This window comes from Chitinophaga sp. S165 (assembly GCF_003182155.1).
In the GTDB taxonomy this organism is placed as follows: Bacteria; Bacteroidota; Bacteroidia; order Chitinophagales; family Chitinophagaceae; genus Chitinophaga.
The window spans coordinates 60,533-79,165 of the sequence record NZ_QGTG01000002.1; the positions used below are offsets into that span (position 1 = coordinate 60,533).

Sequence of the window (18,633 nt, forward strand, 5' to 3'; positions counted from 1 at the left end):
ACCTGTGCCTTCACATAACCGTGAAAATGCCTGAAAGCCTTATGTATTGCTTTCCTTATGAGCTTAGTCACAACCTACAACTATGAAAACTCTACTACCACTGTTAGGGAAGAATGCGCCTTTCTTTCTGCCATTCCTTTTATGGATTATTGGAGGCGCTATGTTTCAAACTTATTTTACACATGAAGAGTTGTTCCTGGCCATCAACCATGCACATGCACCATGGGCTGATGTAGCCATGACAGGTGTTACCTACATCGGGGACGGTATCACTTTTGCTGTCATGTTAGCGTTGATGCTGGCTTTCAGAAAATACAAACTTTTCCTGACTGCCGGCACCGTACTACTGCTTATTACTGTCATTGTACAAATTGCAAAACATTACTACAATGAGCCGAGACCATCGCTGTATTTTGCCGACACGCCCGGCCTGGTGCATACAATTGAATGGATACGCGTACACGGTACCTGCAGCTTTCCATCAGGGCATACAACCACTGCTTTTGCAATGTTCACTTTTTTAGCCCTGATATGCAGGAATAAAATAAGCGGATTTGCGTTCTTAACACTGGCATTGTTAGCCGCTTACTCAAGAATTTACCTGGCACAACACTTCTTTGTGGATGTGTACGTAGGAAGCATCATCGGAACCACAGGCAGCCTGGTTGTTTATTCGCTGTTCCATCAGAGCAGGATGAAATCCTCGCCTGAAATTGATCCAGAACCAATAATTGGTCTGACCTGATTTATTTATTTTTGTTGATTTGGAGTCATTATGAAATACCTGTTGATCGCCGTAGCTGCTGCCATACTCTTTATTCCCTTTCTGGGGGCTGTTCACCTGTTTGATTGGGATGAGATTAATTTCGCTGAAGCTGCGAGAGAAATGATTGTAAGCCATAACTATTCGCAGGTACAGATAGATTTCCAGCCTTTCTGGGAAAAACCTCCATTATTTATCTGGCTGCAGGCTATTAGTATGCACCTTTTTGGTGTAAACGAATTTGCAGCCCGTTTCCCTAACGCAGTATTGGGTATCGCCACCCTGGTAACACTGTATGGTATTGGTAAGAAACTGGCTGATGAAAAGCTGGGCTTATGGTGGGCCTTAGCTTATGCTGGTTCCTGGTTGCCTCATTTTTATTTCAAATCAGGCATCATAGATCCTACTTTCAATTTTTTCATATTCCTGGCCATCTATTACGCCTTCCGTATAACCTACGCCTCTAAACCATCCCGGATGGCCATCCTAAGTGGCATTTTTCTAGGTCTCGCAGTACTAACAAAAGGCCCGGTCGCAATACTCGTCAGTATACTGACACTGTTATTCTACTGGCTGTATAAGAAAGGAAAGATCGGCATTGGTCTGGCCAAGTTGGGACTAATTACCCTCTTCGCTTTTATAACTACAGCGTTGTGGTTCGGCTATGAATTGATTGCGCATGGCTGGTGGTTTATCAATGAGTTCGTTACTTACCAGATAAGACTCCTTACTACACCCGACGCAGGCCACGGTCATTCATTCTTCTATCACTGGATAGTACTGCTGATAGGTTGCTTCCCTGCCAGTCTGCTGCTGTTTACATACCTCAGGGGACGCAAAGGCAAATCCATATATTCCGGGTCTGCTTCTGCTGAAATAAAAGACTTCAAGATCTGGATGTGGGTTTTATTCTGGGTAGTATTGATCCTGTTCTCCATTGTAGAGACCAAGATCGTGCATTATTCTTCGCTCTGCTACTTTCCACTTAGCTTCCTGGCAGCCTGGCAGCTATACCGGATCTCCGAAAATAAACTACAGCTGCATGCCTGGAATATAGTCCTCATGCTGCTGATCGGCCTTGTTATCGGCTTTGCAATTACCCTGCTTCCTATCGTAGGTCTTTATAAAGATGTGTTGATCCCCCATATCCATGACAAATTCGCACAGGCGAACCTTCAGGCGCAAGTACCCTGGTCTGCCTGGGAAGCGGCGTATGGAGGCGGGTATATGCTGCTTATCATCGTCAGCTCAATTCTCCTGTTTCAGAAGAAAGTGAGGACAGGCTTGTTATGCATGTTTTTGAGCACAATACTGGCTATACAGATCACTATCGTTCACTTTACGCCTAAGATTGAGCGATACTCTCAGGGTGCAGCCATTGACTTCTTTAAGTCCTTTGTGGGGAAAGATAACTATGTGCAGGTGTTAACTTATCACAGCTATGCCCATTTGTTCTACACGAAGAAACTGCCGCCTGCCAATAAGAATTATTATAATAGCAACTGGCTACTAAGTGGTCCGGTGGATAAGCCGACATTTTTTGTATGCCGCATCACTGACAGTGAACCATGGAAAAAAGATCCCAACCTGGAAGTGATAGGGGAAAAGAACGGCTTCGTATTCTTTAAAAGAAAATAACTAATAGTATAAAAAGAGAAGGCGTTTGCTGTTGCAAACGCCTTCTCTTTTTATACTATTGATACCAACTATTTTATAGCTGCTGCATATAACTTATCTACTTCAGTCCAATTCACAAGATTCCAGAAAGCAGTAACATATTCAGCTCGCACATTGTGATATTTCAGATAATAGGCATGTTCCCATACATCCAGCCCCAGGATCGGCGTTCCACGCTCTTTAACGATGTTTTCCATCAACGGGTTATCCTGGTTAGGTGTGGATATCACAGATAGTTTTTTACCTGGAGTTACGATCAACCATGCCCAGCCCGAACCGAATACGCCTTTGGCAGCTGTATTAAAGATCTCCTGGAACTTCTCATAAGAGGTAAAAGTGCCGTTAATAGCAGTCTTTAACTTATCAGAAGGCGTTGTTTTCTGGGGCGACAACAGTTTCCAGAACAGGGAGTGGTTGAAATGACCGCCCGCATTATTACGTACGGCTTTATCGTCAGCTTTCACTTTCGCGAGGATCTCTTCAAGTGAAAGATTTTCGTAAGGTGATCCTTTCACAGCATCATTCAGGTTCTTAACATAGGCGCCATGGTGTTTATCGTGGTGAATTTCCATTGTTGCCTTGTCAATATGTGGCTCTAAAGCATCAAATCCATACGGTAACGTTGGAAGCTCGAAAGGAGCTTTGGCATTGGCGTCCAAAACAGATATTCCTTTGCGGGATGCAGGAGTAGCTGCTATTATACCTGTGGGATTTCCCAGGGCTGCCACACCAGCCAGACCTGCCAGCTTAATAAATTCTCTCTTATTCATATACTAAGGCATTAAAATTATGATGATAAAGAACTTTAATGGTAACTGCCAAAAGCAGCAAATTTTACACCAATATTATAGAAATTTATTTCATGAGTTGTACCAGTCATCAAACAAATGTCATTAAAACACAGATTCTCACTAAAATAACCGCCCTATTTCGCAATCTTTTGAAATTAATTGTTATTTTACCATACGCTTTCATGTGAAACTTTAACTTTTTCTTTACTTGTATACTTAAAAATGACATTTATCCCGGACTACATAGTGAGTATATAACATATGTAGTGAATTAACGAGCTTGCCTTTGTCATCAGGCCCTTTACCAATGCCATAATACACTTACATACTAATTGACCATACATATACCATTTGAATTGCCATCATTGTTCATAAAATTATATGCCAGGCAAAATGACAGAACTAGAGCATTATATCAATAAGCAACGGACCGAGCCGGATAATTATACACCAGTATTTTATCGATTGCAGCAAGAAGAACAATATGCCGATTTATTGGCTTTATTAGCGGACAATCCTCATATACGCGTTCACGATCAGATTCATTCACAACTCAGAGAACTGATGAAGATCCGCAATCCCACCAGAAGGCTCACGGAAGAAGAATCTGAACAAAAGATCAGCGAATATGTTGGTACTACACCGCTGCACGCTTTTGGCGTATGGGTTTATTACCCCTGGTCACACCGCGTGGTACATATAGTTGATGAAAAAGATTTCATCGAATTACGCACCAGCCGTAATAAACAAAAGATAACCGACGAGGAAATAACCATACTGAGCAACAAAAAAATAGGTATCATCGGGCTTTCTGTTGGCCAATCCATCGCACTTACACTTGCAATGGAAAGGGTATGCGGAGAATTAAGGCTAACGGACTTCGACAAGGTCGAACTGACGAATATGAACAGGATCCGCACCGGTATCCACAGTATACAGGTACATAAGGTGGTGATAGCAGCCCGCGAAATCGCAGAACTGGACCCTTTTATCAAAGTTGTTATCTATAAAGAAGGCGCCACTGAAGAAAACCTTGACGACTTCTTTACTCAAGACGGAAACCTTGATATCCTGGTAGAAGAATGCGACGGTATAGATATAAAAATACTGAGCAGAATGAAAGCTAAAGCCCTCGGCATACCAGTTGTGATGGATACCAACGACAGGGGTATGGTGGATGTAGAACGCTTTGACCTGGAACCCGACAGACCCTTGCTACACGGTTTTATACCCGATATAGACCTTAAAAGCCTACGTGAGCTTACGGATGCAGAGAAAATACCCATATTTCGCCCGATGGTTGCATTGGATGATATGTCCGAAAGAATGAAATACTCTTTAGGTCAGGTAGGGAAAACGATTACGACCTGGCCACAACTGGCATCTTCCGTTGTACTGGGCGGAGCCGTCGTAACAGACACCTGCAGGAGAATACTGCTGGGTCAGTTCAAAAGCTCTGGCAGGTATTATGTAGATTTTGAGCAAATTATTGTTTGATAATCGGGATGAACAGGGGTTACCGCATGCAATCGAAACCGCAGTAGCTGGTTCCGTTCATCTCCCGGCCTGATCTTTATTAAAGAGTACCCAGATGCAATATCATGATTACAGTAAGGGCTTTTAAAGCGCCAGATGATCCGGAGGCCTGTCTTCGTTTTTATAACGGCCATCTCCGGTTATTGGAAATATACTTTGGCATTGCTAAAATCACGTCAGGCAGCGCGGATTGGATGCACCATGAAAATAGCATCGTAATTATTGTAGAGGATGAAACACGTACCAAAACATACGGCGGTGCCCGCGTTCAACTGGCGGATGGCATATTGCCACTGCCGATAGAAACTGCTATCGGGAAATATGATCCTAAAATTTACGACACTATCCAAACCGGTAGCGCAGAGATCTGTGCAATGTGGAATTCAAAAGAAGTAGCCGGTATGGGTATTGGTAGCCAGGTACTCGCCAGGGCCGGGGTAGTGCTGGCTGCTCAGATGCCCATTGATAATTTTCATGTCTTATGCGCACCTATCACTACCCGTATAGGTAAGAGAGTAGGTTTCACCATTGACGAATCTCTGGGCGATAAAGGCACCTTCTTCTATCCCAAAGATGACTTCATCGCCACAGCCATGGTCATTAATGATGTTTACAAGCTGGAACACGCCGATCCCAAAGAACGGGAGCTGATATACGACCTTCGCGAAAATCTGATCCAAACCAAAACAGAGGTAGGGCCAAAAGGGTCTTATGAAGTGAGCTATAACCTTGAAATTGCTAACTTACAGTTTTCTAATGTGAAGAGTGAACGATGAATTTTCTATAAATTTAACGCATGTTCCGATTTATCGCTCTATTGCTCCTTACTATCTTTGGTTTCCAGCAATTGGAGGCAGCCCCTCCTTTCGTTTTCCGAAACAATATGCCCCTAACCCGGATCGGCAAAAATCTTGAGATCTATACTGATAAAACTAACAAGCTGGATATCCATGCTATCGCCAAAGCATCTTTCAGCTCGCCGGATGAAAATGTTCCCAATCTTCAGATCACCCCATATACCCATTGGGTGAGATTTACGATCACCAATGAATCCGATCTGCAAGAACTGCTTCTGGAGGTAGAATATCCCACCATAGATGATATTACGCTGTTTGAAATGCGGCCGGACGGTAGCTATAAAACAACACACCTGGGGGAATTTACCAGTTACGCCAACCGCCCCGTAGATCATCAGAACTATATATTCCCGCTCGATCTCCTACCCCATACCACCCGGCAATACTACCTGCGGGTCGTTGCCGGGGAACAACTACAGCTGCCTATCTTCGTAGGCTCACGGGACCAGGTAATGGAAAAGAACGATTACCGGGAGCTCATATTTGGTTTATACATCGGGGTTATACTGGCCATGTCCTGCTATAATCTTTTCCTGTATATCTCTACGAAAGATATCAGCTATCTGACCTATGTATCCTATAACGTATTTGTAGGTCTTACGCAGGCTACCCTTCAGGGCTATACTTTCCGGTTCATTTACCCTGGCAGTCCCTGGATGGCCCAGCACGCCACCGTACTGGTACCGATATTGAACGGGCTAACTGCCCTCTGGTTCATACAACAATTCCTGCTAACGAAACAATACTTCAAGCCGGGACACAGGCTGATCAACATACTCATATACCTGTATCTCGGCTGTTTCATACCAGCCTTACTGGATATGTATATCGTCGCCCAGATCTGGGTTCAACTGGTAGTAGGCGCCGCAGCCATTAGCGTATTCTATGTTTCATTACGTATGAGCCGCATGGGATACAGCTCTGCTAGGTTCTTCCTCATCGCATGGTCTATATTCCTGCTCAGCGTACTGGTGTTTGTGCTACGTAACATGAACGTGCTCCCATACAATGAATTCACCTACTATGCCCTCCAGATAGGTTCGGCTATGGAAGCACTACTACTGTCATTCGCACTGGCCTACAAGATCAACCTGTTTAAGGCAGAAGCGTTACAGGCTTCACAGGAAAATGAGCGCCTGGTAAGAGAACAGAATATCATCCTGGAAGATAAAGTACATAAACGCACTGAAGAGTTACAAACCAGTAATGAGGAACTAAACGTCGCGCTGAAGAACCTGAAAGATGCACAGACCCAGCTAGTAGAACGGGAAAAGATGGCATCCCTCGGTCAGCTCACGGCCGGTATCGCCCATGAAATAAATAATCCGATCAATTTTGTCACATCTAATATAAAACCACTCAAGCTGGATATCCAGGATATCAAAACGCTATTGGAAAAGTATGACGCTCTGCCACAAGCATCAGATATACATGGCGCCCTTGAGGACATTGCCATCTATAAACAGGAGATAGATATCGATTATATCCACGATGAGATTTCTTCTCTTATCAAAGGAATCGAAGACGGCGCCTCCCGGACGTCGGAAATTGTCCGGGGATTACGTACCTTCAGCAGGCTGGACGAAAGTGATCTTAAATCCGTAGATATGCACGAAGGAATTGACAGTACCCTGGTGTTGCTAAAAAATAGCATCCCACCGAATGTCAAAGTAGTAAGGGACTATGGATCTTTACCCAAAATAGAGTGTTATGCCGGCAAAATGAACCAGGTGTTCATGAACATATTAACCAATGCGTTTAACGCCATAAAAATGAACAATAAAGACCGTGAAGAGCTGGTAACCATTACTACCAGGGAGGAAAACGGTCTTGCTCTCATCAGCATAAAAGACACAGGCCCCGGTATGACAGAAAAGGTGAAGGAGAAAATCTTTGATCCTTTCTTTACTACTAAAGATGTGGGGGAAGGTACCGGCCTCGGTCTGTCAATCGTGTTCAGTATTATAGAAAAGCACAACGGACGTATAGAGGTAATCACCGCGCCTGATAAAGGTGCGGAATTTATTATATATTTACCCATGAGCGTAACCGTTCAGGCGTCTTAGTATACCCACGCAGGATGATCCATAATCAACCCAAAAGTTGAACCTGCGGACAAAACCAAAATGGATGAAAGAGAACCGTATCAGGATTTTGTACATTGACGATGAAATTCATAACCTCAATGCTTTTAAAGCCGGTTTCCGCAGAAGTTATGAAATTTATACCGCCAATTCTGCCCAGGAAGGCAAACAGCTGTTGAAAAGCATTGATGTCCACATCATCATTGCCGACCAAAAAATGCCCGTATCTACCGGGGTTGAATTCTTTAATGAAATAAAGGATACCCTGCCAGACCCCATGCGTATCCTCCTCACAGGTTATACGGATGTAGAAGATATTATCGACGCCATCAATAAGGGACATATCTTCTCTTACATCAAAAAACCCTGGGATGAACACGAGCTACACCGCACTATCAACAATGCATTTGAAATATATTCTACACGCCGGCAGCTGAAAGAAAAGATCCTGGAACTGGAAAAGATCAATGACGAATTGAACCGCTTTATCTATTCCACTTCACATGATCTTCGCTCTCCCCTGATGTCTGTGCTCGGTATCATCAACCTGAGCCGTCTCGACAACTCCGTGACCGATCCGAACGGCTACCTCAATATGATAGAAGTATGTATCCTCAAACTGGACGGGTTCATACAGAAGATCATAGAATACTATCGCAATTCCAGACTGGATGTCGAATATGAAAAGATAAACTTTGAGCACCTCATCCAGGAATGTATCGCATCTTTCCGCCATCAGAACACCGCTATACAGTTCCAGGTGAATGTAGACCAGCCTGTGGATTTTAAAGGAGATACTTTCCGCATCAGCGTTATTCTAAATAACCTGATCTCGAATGCAGTTAAATACCAGAAACCGGACGAAAGTAATCCGAAGGTAAATCTGTCAGTGAAAGTCGAGCCGCATAAAGCAACACTATCGATCGAAGATAATGGAATAGGCATTCTTAGCGAGCATCTCAACAATATCTTCAAAATGTTCTTCCGTTCAAAAAATAATAATAAGCCAGGAAGTGGTATTGGATTGTATATTGTGAAAGAAGCGCTGAACAAAATTGGCGGTACTATCAACGTTGAATCAAAATATGGAGAAGGTACACAATTTGAAATAAGCATTCCCAACAGAAATGATTTCGATTCCTGATTTACGTGTTATACTGATAGATGACAATGAAGTTGATCTGCTGTTACATGAGCGTCTCATCACACTGCAACAGATCAGCAGGACTGTGCTTGCCTTCAACAATGCAAACAAGGCGCTTGAATTCCTGTCGTCCAACATAGCTCTGCCCCGGATCCCCCCAACTGTGCTGCTGCTGGACATACAAATGCCGGAGATGGATGGATTTGAGTTCCTGGAAGCATTTTACGCCTATCCTGCAAAGATCAAATCACAATGTCATGTCATCATGGTATCATCGTCTCTTGACTATGGCGACCTTAGTCGTACCTATGCCAATCCGATGGTGCTGAAACTATTAAAAAAGCCATTGCTGGCATCCGAGCTGAAAAGTGCAATTGCTGAAATATTTAAGGATACCTGATACTTATTGAAATTAAAAAGCCTCTGCAGAGGCTTTTTAATTTCATCTGCATGACCTACCAGGGCAATGCTATCCCATCACGAAAAAAACCTCCCGTAGGCCCGTCTGCGGGCAAAGTCGCCGCCCACACAATACTCTTAGCACCATCTTGTACCGGCCTTGCACCTTGCTCCTTCAATCCGTCGTAAGTGGCAGTAAAACCCGGGCACACTGCATTAACCAATATGCGCTCGTCCTTTAACTCTTTAGCCGCTTTTACGGTAAGCGCATTGAAGGCGAGTTTCGTTAGCGCATAAGTTGATAACACACCAGGAAAATGATTGAATCCAAAAACGGGATCATCATAAGTGCCCATTCCACTTGTAACATTCACTATACGTGGCTGATGGCTCTTTTTCAGTAAGGGCAGGAATGATTGCGTCACACGCCATGGCCCTAACAGATTAGAATCAAAGTTGGACCACACTACATCTAAGTCAGCTGTAACAACCGAAGAAGTTAAATCCGTCATAACGCCTGCATTGTTGATCAGTACATCCAATCTACCAAACCGTCCAGCTACCTCCTGCGCACATTGCGCTACGCTCTCCGCATTGCTGATGTCCAGCCCCATTGATAAAACATCCAGGTTTTCCTGTTGTAAACCTGTTGCAAGAGCTTCCGCCTTTTTATAGTCCCTTGCAGTGATGATCACCTTGTAGCCGTCTCCTGCCAGCTGTCTGGCGGTTTCATAACCTAATCCTTCTTTCCTGCTCACACCTGTAATTAATACGATGTTTCTGCTTTCCATAATTGCTCTGATTGATTTATGTGAGACGCAAACATAGTATGCCAGGACCTGCCGGATAAGTACAAGGGAAATTGTTAATTACTTACTGAACAGTAAGAATTGCATACAGGGTATAGTTTATAATTACCTTTGAACATCAGGTTTAAAATTGTTAATTACTAACAAACAAGTAAGAAATGAGAAAAGAGAATTCGACCAATGCCCTTAATGCACAGGAATTGTATGAAACATGTGGAATGGCTATTGCATTGCGGATATTAGGTGGCCGGTGGAAGCCGGGTATCATCTGGAATCTTGCACAGGGAAGAATACGTTATGGTCAGTTAAAAGCCCTGATACCAAATATTTCTGAGCGCATGCTCATACAGCAATTAAAGGAACTGGAGAAATATGGCTTCGTAGAACGTTTTGTATTTCCGGAAGTTCCCCCACGCGTAGAGTATGCTTTAACAGAAGAAGGGAAAACACTGATACCCATCGTTCAGGCACTGGCAGCGTGGGGTGACAGCCAACGGGACAAAATAAAATTACCTGTATAGATCAAATACCTATGAGAAACCCCTCCCGTTGCATTTCCTTGTAAACGGTCATTGCAACAACATCCATCAGTTTATCAAGATTAGAAGGATCTACTGAAGTAGTAATACCGCTCCATATAAGCTTATTCCTTTTCAGCGAATACACATTTGTCTCGACAGTGTATTTCTTCGTTGTCTTATAATATCCCGGATCATTCCAGGCAGTCCACGCATTCATGTAGTAGCCCCAGAACCGGCCATAGTAAATAGGATAATGACCGGGCACATACTGAACATCTTTATCAACGTCTGCGAGCCGCATGATCACAACACCGTCGAACCCCTCTTCTTTCAATTTTTCTTTCAACCCTTCCTGCTCCTCTTTCGTTGTCTTACGCGTAAAATAATTGTAGGACTGTACTCCTTTCCCCCGCAACAGTTGCGCTAATTTATCCTCTGTGGTTCTGCGGTTAGCCTCGTTATTCAATAACGCCACAACCAGTACCTTATTCAATAGGGATACATCAACTGTTACTTCAGGGTCCCTCCATCTTTTTTCAATGCGGGCGGAAGTCCCACAGCTATACAAGGTCATAAGGATAGCCAATAGACAGATGCTCTTTTTCATAACGTAGGAATTTATATATACTAATCTCGTCAAAAATTGTGCAAGTTCCTGACATTCTGTTGCCCCAGGCATACTCTGGCATTACGTCCAAGCTGTTTCCCCTAATTTAAGGCTTAATTCTCCATAATTCAACGCAGGCCGACCGCTGATATTTTATGGCCTGAACACAAAATGTTCAGGCCGTAGTCCCATTATAGCAAAGCGCTCAAGCTTATGATGATAAACCCTGCCACTATAAAAGTTCCATACAATAGGCTTAATCCAAGCGCCTTACCGACGGAAACAGCTGTTTTTTGCTGGTAAGTGTTCTTTAATGCCACTACCAGGAATATAATGACAAGTACCAGCTCCAATATAGTATTGAATACCTCGAGGGAAGGCAGGACTTTATTTATCAAGTTAAATACAAGGAACAACAGGAACACCGCTGAATGAAAATGTAGGGAAAATATTGCATGATCAGCGTAATAATATTTCTTTCTGTCATAGAATAGCTTCAGAAATAAAGCAAACAATGGTAGCAAAAGGAACATCAGCTTCGGAACCGCGTGCTGTGTTTTCTCAACCAGCAAATTTATTACAGCTTCTCCATGGTGCTCAATAGTAGCGAGCCAGCGGCTGTATAGCCATGGTTTTAAGCCCTTATCCCTTTGGCTTTCCGGCAAAGCATGTTGTGTCGAGTCATAGGCCTTTAACATTTTATAATCGATGTTGCCAATAAGTTGGACGTCAATTTCTGCTGCCCTCAGACTATCAAGTTTCAGGCGACTCATCGCATTCCCAAGTACATCCCTTCTTATACTATCAGCCTTATTGCCACTGGTAGTTTGCGCCAGCATCTGGTTCAGGCTGTCCGCTACTTCTTTTTTTGCCACATATACTATTCTTTCCCTGATCGCTTCTTCGCCTTTTTCGCTATTATGGCTAAAGGCAAATGCCGCCAGGAAATAAAGGAAAGAAGTAAATACATACAAGCGTATGGGATGCAGATAACTGGCCCTCCTGCCTGAAAGGTATTCCTTCGTTAAAAAACCCGGTTTGAATATCAGATCTTTTATAGTGGTAAAGAACTTTGAATCGTAGTGGGTAACGTCCTCAAAAAAGTGCCTTACAAGATGGTTGAACGATTCCTTCACTTCTGTATTCTCCTGTCCACAGTGACTGCAATATCGTTCCTGTACAATAGTTCCGCAGTTTAGACAGTTGTTCTCATGTCTTAGGTGTTGTTTCATAGATGGTTGTAAAATGGCGTTATATATGCTTCAAAATTATACTACTTACAGGAAACTTCTCAGAAACTGGGACGGCACCTTGGATATTTGCATTTAATACTCTGCCCCTTGCAATTTTAAACGTTCCCCAAAATTGAATTTTGTGATGTCACTTAACAGGTAATTGAGCGCCTGTCATTATTATCAACAATAAAAAAATAGAACAATGAAAACATTCCTGATTGGCATCATCCTCGGATTATTCGGAGCATTTGCAGTTGCACTGGCATTCGGTCTACAATGGCCAGCATGGGTCATGTTCATCGCCTGGGTAAGTTATTACATTTTTGGTAAAACATTAAAAACATCTTTACTGGCTTTCGTACAACTCCTGTTGGGGATCATTATGGGTATTCTGATGCAGGCCACGGGTATTTTCCTGACAAGGTACATAGGTGAAGCAGGGCTGCCTGTAGCGGTATTCTTCTTTATTGGCTCCCTGGCCTATATTTCCAGGCTGAAAACATGTAATAATATTCCGGCTTACTTTCTGGGACTGATCATCTTCTTTGGCGTTCACCCACAGATTGCGGTAGCACCGCTGCTGGAATTACTGGTACCGATCCTTGCTGGCTTCGTGCTGGCATGGCTGAACGACTCATCTGTTGTAAGGCTATCCAGGTTATATGATGCAACAAAGCAATCCGCCTGATTTATCTGAACGGATATTTAACACCAGAGGGCGAACATCTGCAAATAAAAAGTCTTTATGAACCAGTCATAAAGGCTTTTGTTTGCTTGCGCCCTGTGTATTAGCAGGCTAATATTTTCCTTTCCAACTATAGCAAGGAAACACGAAATTTGTTCTTATGCCAAAGAAAAGGGGATTTTTGGACAGAATCACGCAGCACGAGAAGCTGGCTATCAGAATCAATACTGATAAAATTCCCGCTTTCCCTGCAGATATTCAGGCCATCCTTAGTGGACCACACAAGGAACCTCATTATTTCATCGAACTGATGGTCGAAGGCGAGGACAATCAAATGATTGACCTACGGAATTACAAGGTCGCCTCCAGTCAGTTACTTTTCGTACTTCCCAACCAGCTCCATTGGTCGGGTAGGCAAAAACAAGGCAGCAAGTTCTTTAACATTGTATTTGACGAAAACTGCCTCTCCCTCCTTCCCCAGACTTATAGATTTCTCCTTAACCCTCTCAATAATTCTCTTATTACGGTTGACCAGCAGCCCCTGAAACGATTATCTTCCCTATTGATCAGCATGTCCTCTCTCCTGGAAGACGAGCATGCGGGCACAGAAATTCTGTTGGCTTACCTGAACGCGTTCTTAACAGAATGTAATACACTTTACTTTTCCGGCCACCGTATTGAAGTTAAGTCAAATAAACTGGAGAAATATTACGAGTTCCAACAATACATTGAAAACAATCTCACCCATCCAGGCGAAATTCATTCAATAGCGGAAAAACTCGCCGTAAGTACCAATTTCCTGTACCAGATCGTTAAACAATACTCCGGGCATTCTCCTAAAGAATTTCTAATTAACCGGATCATGCTCGAAGCACAGCGCAAATTGTACCATGAACACCCTTCTATAAAAACATTGGCCTATGACCTCGGCTTTTCTGATCCGGACTATTTTTCACGGCTTTTCAAAAAGACAGTGGGAAAAAGCATTACCCAATTTATCTCAGAGCTTAAGGATTTGTAAGGGTATAAAGTGAATTTGTCCTGCTCTCTTATTACTATGATCATGACCTTTGCCAAGACAAATTTGTAGTAGTAAGAAAAATGATAGTAAACAATGAACGAATACCATCTCACCTTAACGCGGGTCCGCGAGGCAAATGGACAAGCCGGCGAAAGTGAGTCCATACATCTGGATATTAAACTTCATGACGAAATTTATGAAATCATTGATCGTGTAAATGGAAAAAATATCTTCAGTGAACAAGCTACAGCATCCGAATTCGCCATCGGCTTAAAGCTATTCGGAGAGATAATTATCAAATACCGGCACACACCCCTTTTTAATGATTTCCTGCCCCATTTCAAGTCATTCATGAAAAAGCTAAAACAATATAACGGAGAAAACTGATCTGTGTGATGATAAGATCTGATGTCAGCTGGTCGGCTATTGGCAGATCAATAAGAATGTTTTGCTGTCTTCTGCCGAAAGTACCGGCTAGTCTGACACTTTATTACGAACGGATCTAATGAGAAATAAACTTAAAAACAGAAAGAATGGAAAACAAAACAGAGGGAAGGAAACAACTGCTGATCATTGGAGGTGGATATGCCGGTTTCTGGAGTGCTATAAGTGCGATCCGTCAAAGCCGTGAAATAAAGAAAACAGACGAACTGGAAGTGACGCTGATCAATCCCGACAACTACTTCACAATGCGGCCGAGACTGTATGAAGTATCTCTTGAAGGTCTGCGGATTGAATTGGACAAATATTTGAAACCGCTGGGCATTAATCAGATCCATGGAAAGGCTGACACGATCAATCCTGAAAAAAGCGAGGTGACCGTTTCCACCGCAAAAGGAATAAGACACCTGCATTACGATTATCTTGTACTCGCGACAGGTAGTTCGCTGAGAGCGTTAAATCTGCCAGGCATTGAAAACACATTCAATAATGATACATTTAATAATGCCCTGGACCTGGAAAATCACATCATCAAACTTGCAAAAAACAACTTCGCTAATGAAGGCGACACTACTTTTGTTGTTGCAGGCGGCGGCTTTACGGGACTTGAGTCTGTAACCTCCATAGAGGATAAAGCGAAAGCAATGCAGGCTAAGTATAGTACAAAAGAGTCAAAATTCAGGATAGTACTGGTTGAAAAACATGATGTGGTAGCTTCATTTTATGCTGCTCAAGGCCAGCAATATATCATTGACGCACTAAAGATAAAAAACGTAGAAGTCATAACAGGATCGCAGGTTGCTTATGTGGAACCATCTGAGGTCCTTTTAAGCGATGGTACAAGGATCTCTACAAGTACGGTTATCTGGACTGTGGGACTGGTTGCAAGTCCGCTAACATATTTCTTTAAAGGTGTAAAAGACGCTCTTAACCGGGTATCTGTTGACAGCTATCTGAAATTGCCTGCATACGATAATGTCATTGTAGCAGGAGATGTGGCGAACGTGAAAGTTGGCGATGACCAATCTGCAGTAATGTCCTGCCAGTTCTCTCAGTTTCAGGGTAGATGGGCTGGTCACAACGCAGTTAATGATCTCTTTGGGCTTCCGCTTAAAGAATACAAACAACCCGGATACACTACATGCCTTGATCTGGGAACGAACTATGCCCTTATTACAGAAGGATGGGACAGGAAAACCAGACAAACCGGACAAGCAGCTAAAGCGACTAAGGAATGGATATCTACAGATCTTATCTACCCTTCCATCGATATTGAAGAAGCTGTAGCAGAATCGTTTCCAGCGATACCCAATTTCTGATCCTTGAGACTGATCATGTTTTAATCAGTTTATGGGTTAGGCCGGATGATGCGATCATTGTCCGGTCTTTTCTGCTTTGTCAAACGTAAACTCTGGTCCTCTCCTCACATACCAATGGGTCAGCTCTTCCCTCCTCTTCTTCATACTTAAAGCGAACTGTTATAGTTACACCTCTGTTGCTGCAGATGCTCAATGTTCCATCCAGTTGTTCCGCCAATGTATTCATCAACATCATACCCATTGAGCCCTGTTGCGCTGGCACCTCATCGTCGCGGAAACCATTTCCGTTATCGGCAATAACGAGGGTTAAATAACCCGCATCTGAAGATTGAAGGGAAATGATAATGGTGCCGCTACCTGTAAAGGCATACTTGATAGCATTGGTAATGGCTTCATTCAGTATCAAACCTATGGGTACGGACTGAGATACATCAAGTTTTACAGGCGCTATATCTAGCTCGAACTTTATTTTATTGACGTCCAGGAAACCATCTTTCAGGTATAATACCAGCTCCCGGATATAGGCCCGCATATCTATTAAAGCCATATTCTCTGACTGGTAAAGTTTTTGGTGAATAAGAGATATCGCCTGCATCCTGTAACGGCTTTCTCTGATAACATTCAGAGCATCTTTATCACCAAGAAATGCAGCCTGTGTATTCAGAAGGCTCATCACAATCTGCAAGTTGTTTTTAACACGGTGATGGATCTCTTTTAACAACCATTCCTTTTCATCCAGCAACTTATTCTGTGAAAGGATTAACTCTTCCAGCGATAGATTTTTACGGTTGATCTCATCCTGCTGTTGTTTCAACTGCCTGTTACTACGCAATTTCAATTGATAGCGGTTATACCCTAGCAACAGCAAGGCTACCAACATACAGGCTCCTGCTATGATCACGTTCCTGGTAAAACGGGTGCTTCGCAATTCTGCCTTTTGCAGTTGCGCTTCCCTCGTAAGCAATGCAATATTCTGTTCTTTGAGTTTTAACGCCTGATCTTTTTGTTCGGTTTCATATTGAACCTGTAATCTACTGATCTGTCGCATCTTTGCATCACTAAAAACAGAATCATTCATAACTTTGAACATTCGGAAATGCTCAAGTGCTTCCTGGTATTTCCCCTTGGAAGAATCAGCCTTATAAAGTAAAGCATATGCTGATGCCTGCAGCTGCTGCTGTCCGTTTTTCTTCGCTGCGTTCAATAAAAGTGAGCCAAAATGATGTGCCTCCCGACTCTGATGTATACCTAAATAATACAGGCCCAAAGGCCCGAACAGCTGTTCATCGAACGGATCATGAGGTGGCAACCCAAGCCTTGCTTTTTCCACGCTTTGTGCATAGGGACGAGCAAGATCATACTGCCCTAAAACACAATAGCTTGCTAACATACATTCGGCCATCCAGGCTTTTAGATGAAGCTCTTTAGCCGGATAATTGCGTTCCACCCATTTCATTAATTTCAGCGCCTCTTCTGGTCTCTTTAATTTCAAATAAGCGTGTGCCAGGTTACCTGTAAGAATTTGAATAGAAGAGGTATCCTTCAGCTTAATGGAGACCTTCAGGGCCTTGCTCTGGCATTTTACAGCCTTAGGCTTGTCGTCCAGATTATAATAGATCAATCCCAATCTGTTATAGCTGGTGCTAAGTTGGGCAGTACTATCTTTAAGTTCCTCAGCAGTTTTTACTGACAGTAGCGCATATTTAAGCGCATTGTCCAGATCTCCCAGCTGGTTACAAGCAGCGCCCAGCAGATCATACACACCCTGGAGCTCTTTGTATTTCACTTCCTTGAAGAGTGCTAACGATCGCAATAACATATTCTTTGCTTCGTTGTAATCCGGGAGTACAATGTAGTAGTCTCCCAGCCTCTTAAGCGTTTCGGCTTGCTTGAATTTCAGTTTTTGTGCTTCGTATATTCCCGCTGCGTCCCGGTAATACCTGATCCTGGCCTTAAGCGACGTATCATCCCATTTCGAGTAATATTCCGCAAGTTCTATATATGCGTCTGCCAGATACTCTTTTGCTTTATCTTTCTCAAAGATTGCTTCCGCCTTCAATACATATTCCTTGCCTTTAACACGATCATCCTTTTCACGCCAGAGCTTCGCATAAAGCAGATAGCTTTGTCCTTCCCACACACGCCGGCCTGTCTTTAATGCCGTTTCGAGCACTTTCTCTGCGCATAGTTTGGCACTGTCTATATCACCGTCAATGGTACCCCGCCTCATCACATACGCGTCACCTGCAGCTATGAGTATACGAACATCTGCCGTATCTGAAAACTCCTTATTCAACGCCTGCTGCAAGGCTGTTAGCGAAGGCATTCTCTCCTGTGCCAAACCTGGAACCACACAACTTATTATACAATAGAAAAGCAACAGAAGCCTGTTCATAACCATACTTATTTTTTACCTGCCTTTTCATCTTCAACATTACCTGATAACCTCACATTAGCCGTGCAGATAGATTATTGGCAACGCATTTTCCCGGGCTCCTTTAATTGTCCTCAGAACAGTTAAGACACATGACATCATGACTAACCTACAGCATTTGACCTTGCCGCATTATTATTCCTAAATTACCCAGGCCTGAACAGGCCTGCACGAACTTATAATGATATAAACTGGAATATGTGCACAAGTTAAGCCTAACTGCAATGTTTGGATATCCCCTATAGAACAATAGCTGACAGGCATTGGTCGGGGCAAATTTAACGATCAGGGCTCAACTAATGACCAGCCC

At 43.1% G+C, this 18,633-nt stretch carries 17 protein-coding genes; 12 read left to right on the plus strand and 5 right to left on the minus strand.

The genetic code is table 11. The features are described 5' to 3' along the window. Positions 1–82: 82 nt before the first annotated feature. Together C7475_RS08280 and C7475_RS08285 are read left to right on the plus strand one after the other, a co-directional pair. Entirely contained in the window at positions 83–745 is a 663-nt protein-coding gene (locus C7475_RS08280; RefSeq protein ID WP_110052906.1) for a phosphatase PAP2 family protein, read from the plus strand. A 30-nt stretch (positions 746–775) separates the two neighbouring features. Further along, positions 776–2,401, plus strand: coding sequence for a glycosyltransferase family 39 protein (locus C7475_RS08285; RefSeq protein ID WP_110052907.1), 1,626 nt, complete (start codon positions 776–778; stop codon positions 2,399–2,401). Positions 2,402–2,469: 68 nt separating this feature from the next. On the opposite strand, the gene C7475_RS08290 is transcribed toward C7475_RS08285, so the two are convergent. Then, positions 2,470–3,210: a superoxide dismutase gene (locus C7475_RS08290; RefSeq protein ID WP_110052908.1), complete on the minus strand. Its 741-nt coding sequence runs from the start codon at positions 3,208–3,210 to the stop codon at positions 2,470–2,472. A gap of 414 nt (positions 3,211–3,624) precedes the next feature. Here C7475_RS08290 and C7475_RS08295 point away from each other — a divergent pair, with 414 nt between their 5' ends. The 5 genes from C7475_RS08295 to C7475_RS08315 all read left to right on the plus strand — a co-directional run bounded on the left by C7475_RS08295 (position 3,625) and on the right by C7475_RS08315 (position 9,252). Beyond that, positions 3,625–4,728, plus strand: coding sequence for an Rv1355c family protein (locus C7475_RS08295; RefSeq protein ID WP_233259794.1), 1,104 nt, complete (start codon positions 3,625–3,627; stop codon positions 4,726–4,728). Between the two features lie 104 nt (positions 4,729–4,832). Beyond that, positions 4,833–5,543: a hypothetical protein gene (locus C7475_RS08300; RefSeq protein WP_110052910.1), complete on the plus strand. Its 711-nt coding sequence runs from the start codon at positions 4,833–4,835 to the stop codon at positions 5,541–5,543. 20 nt (positions 5,544–5,563) lie between these two features. Then, on the plus strand, positions 5,564–7,690 hold the full coding sequence (locus tag C7475_RS08305) for a 7TM diverse intracellular signaling domain-containing protein (protein ID WP_110052911.1): 2,127 nt from the start codon (positions 5,564–5,566) through the stop codon (positions 7,688–7,690). A gap of 64 nt (positions 7,691–7,754) precedes the next feature. Continuing rightward, positions 7,755–8,852, plus strand: coding sequence for an ATP-binding protein (locus tag C7475_RS08310; protein ID WP_110052912.1), 1,098 nt, complete (start codon positions 7,755–7,757; stop codon positions 8,850–8,852). After that, positions 8,836–9,252, plus strand: a complete 417-nt coding sequence (locus C7475_RS08315) for a two-component system response regulator (RefSeq protein ID WP_110052913.1) — start codon at positions 8,836–8,838, stop codon at positions 9,250–9,252. The genes C7475_RS08310 and C7475_RS08315 overlap by 17 nt, the downstream gene beginning before the upstream one ends. A gap of 55 nt (positions 9,253–9,307) precedes the next feature. On the opposite strand, the gene C7475_RS08320 is transcribed toward C7475_RS08315, so the two are convergent. Next, entirely contained in the window at positions 9,308–10,042 is a 735-nt protein-coding gene (locus C7475_RS08320) for an SDR family NAD(P)-dependent oxidoreductase (protein ID WP_110052914.1), read from the minus strand. 176 nt (positions 10,043–10,218) lie between these two features. On the opposite strand from C7475_RS08320, the gene C7475_RS08325 reads away from it, so the two are divergent. Next, positions 10,219–10,581, plus strand: coding sequence for a helix-turn-helix domain-containing protein (locus C7475_RS08325; RefSeq protein ID WP_110052915.1), 363 nt, complete (start codon positions 10,219–10,221; stop codon positions 10,579–10,581). 1 nt (position 10,582) lies between these two features. Here C7475_RS08325 and C7475_RS08330 read toward each other — a convergent pair whose 3' ends face one another. Together C7475_RS08330 and C7475_RS08335 are read right to left on the minus strand one after the other, a co-directional pair. After that, the gene (locus C7475_RS08330; RefSeq protein WP_146217510.1) at positions 10,583–11,188 is read right to left on the minus strand and encodes a DUF4136 domain-containing protein; all 606 of its coding nucleotides are present in this window, start codon (positions 11,186–11,188) and stop codon (positions 10,583–10,585) included. 191 nt (positions 11,189–11,379) lie between these two features. Then, positions 11,380–12,420 (minus strand): DUF3667 domain-containing protein, encoded by a 1,041-nt coding sequence (locus C7475_RS08335; protein ID WP_110052917.1) that lies wholly within the window; start codon positions 12,418–12,420, stop codon positions 11,380–11,382. A 205-nt stretch (positions 12,421–12,625) separates the two neighbouring features. On the opposite strand from C7475_RS08335, the gene C7475_RS08340 reads away from it, so the two are divergent. The 4 genes from C7475_RS08340 (at position 12,626) to C7475_RS08355 (ending at position 15,889) form a co-directional block, all read left to right on the plus strand. Next, positions 12,626–13,111 (plus strand): DUF1097 domain-containing protein, encoded by a 486-nt coding sequence (locus tag C7475_RS08340; protein ID WP_110052918.1) that lies wholly within the window; start codon positions 12,626–12,628, stop codon positions 13,109–13,111. A gap of 157 nt (positions 13,112–13,268) precedes the next feature. Beyond that, positions 13,269–14,129, plus strand: a complete 861-nt coding sequence (locus C7475_RS08345) for a helix-turn-helix domain-containing protein (protein WP_110052919.1) — start codon at positions 13,269–13,271, stop codon at positions 14,127–14,129. A gap of 93 nt (positions 14,130–14,222) precedes the next feature. Then, a complete protein-coding gene (locus tag C7475_RS08350) occupies positions 14,223–14,516 on the plus strand; it encodes a DUF3861 family protein (RefSeq protein ID WP_110052920.1) in 294 nt (97 codons plus the stop codon). A 146-nt stretch (positions 14,517–14,662) separates the two neighbouring features. Then, entirely contained in the window at positions 14,663–15,889 is a 1,227-nt protein-coding gene (locus tag C7475_RS08355) for an NAD(P)/FAD-dependent oxidoreductase (protein ID WP_110052921.1), read from the plus strand. 79 nt (positions 15,890–15,968) lie between these two features. On the opposite strand, the gene C7475_RS08360 is transcribed toward C7475_RS08355, so the two are convergent. After that, entirely contained in the window at positions 15,969–18,284 is a 2,316-nt protein-coding gene (locus tag C7475_RS08360) for a histidine kinase dimerization/phosphoacceptor domain -containing protein (protein WP_158286452.1), read from the minus strand. Positions 18,285–18,633 lie beyond the last annotated feature (349 nt).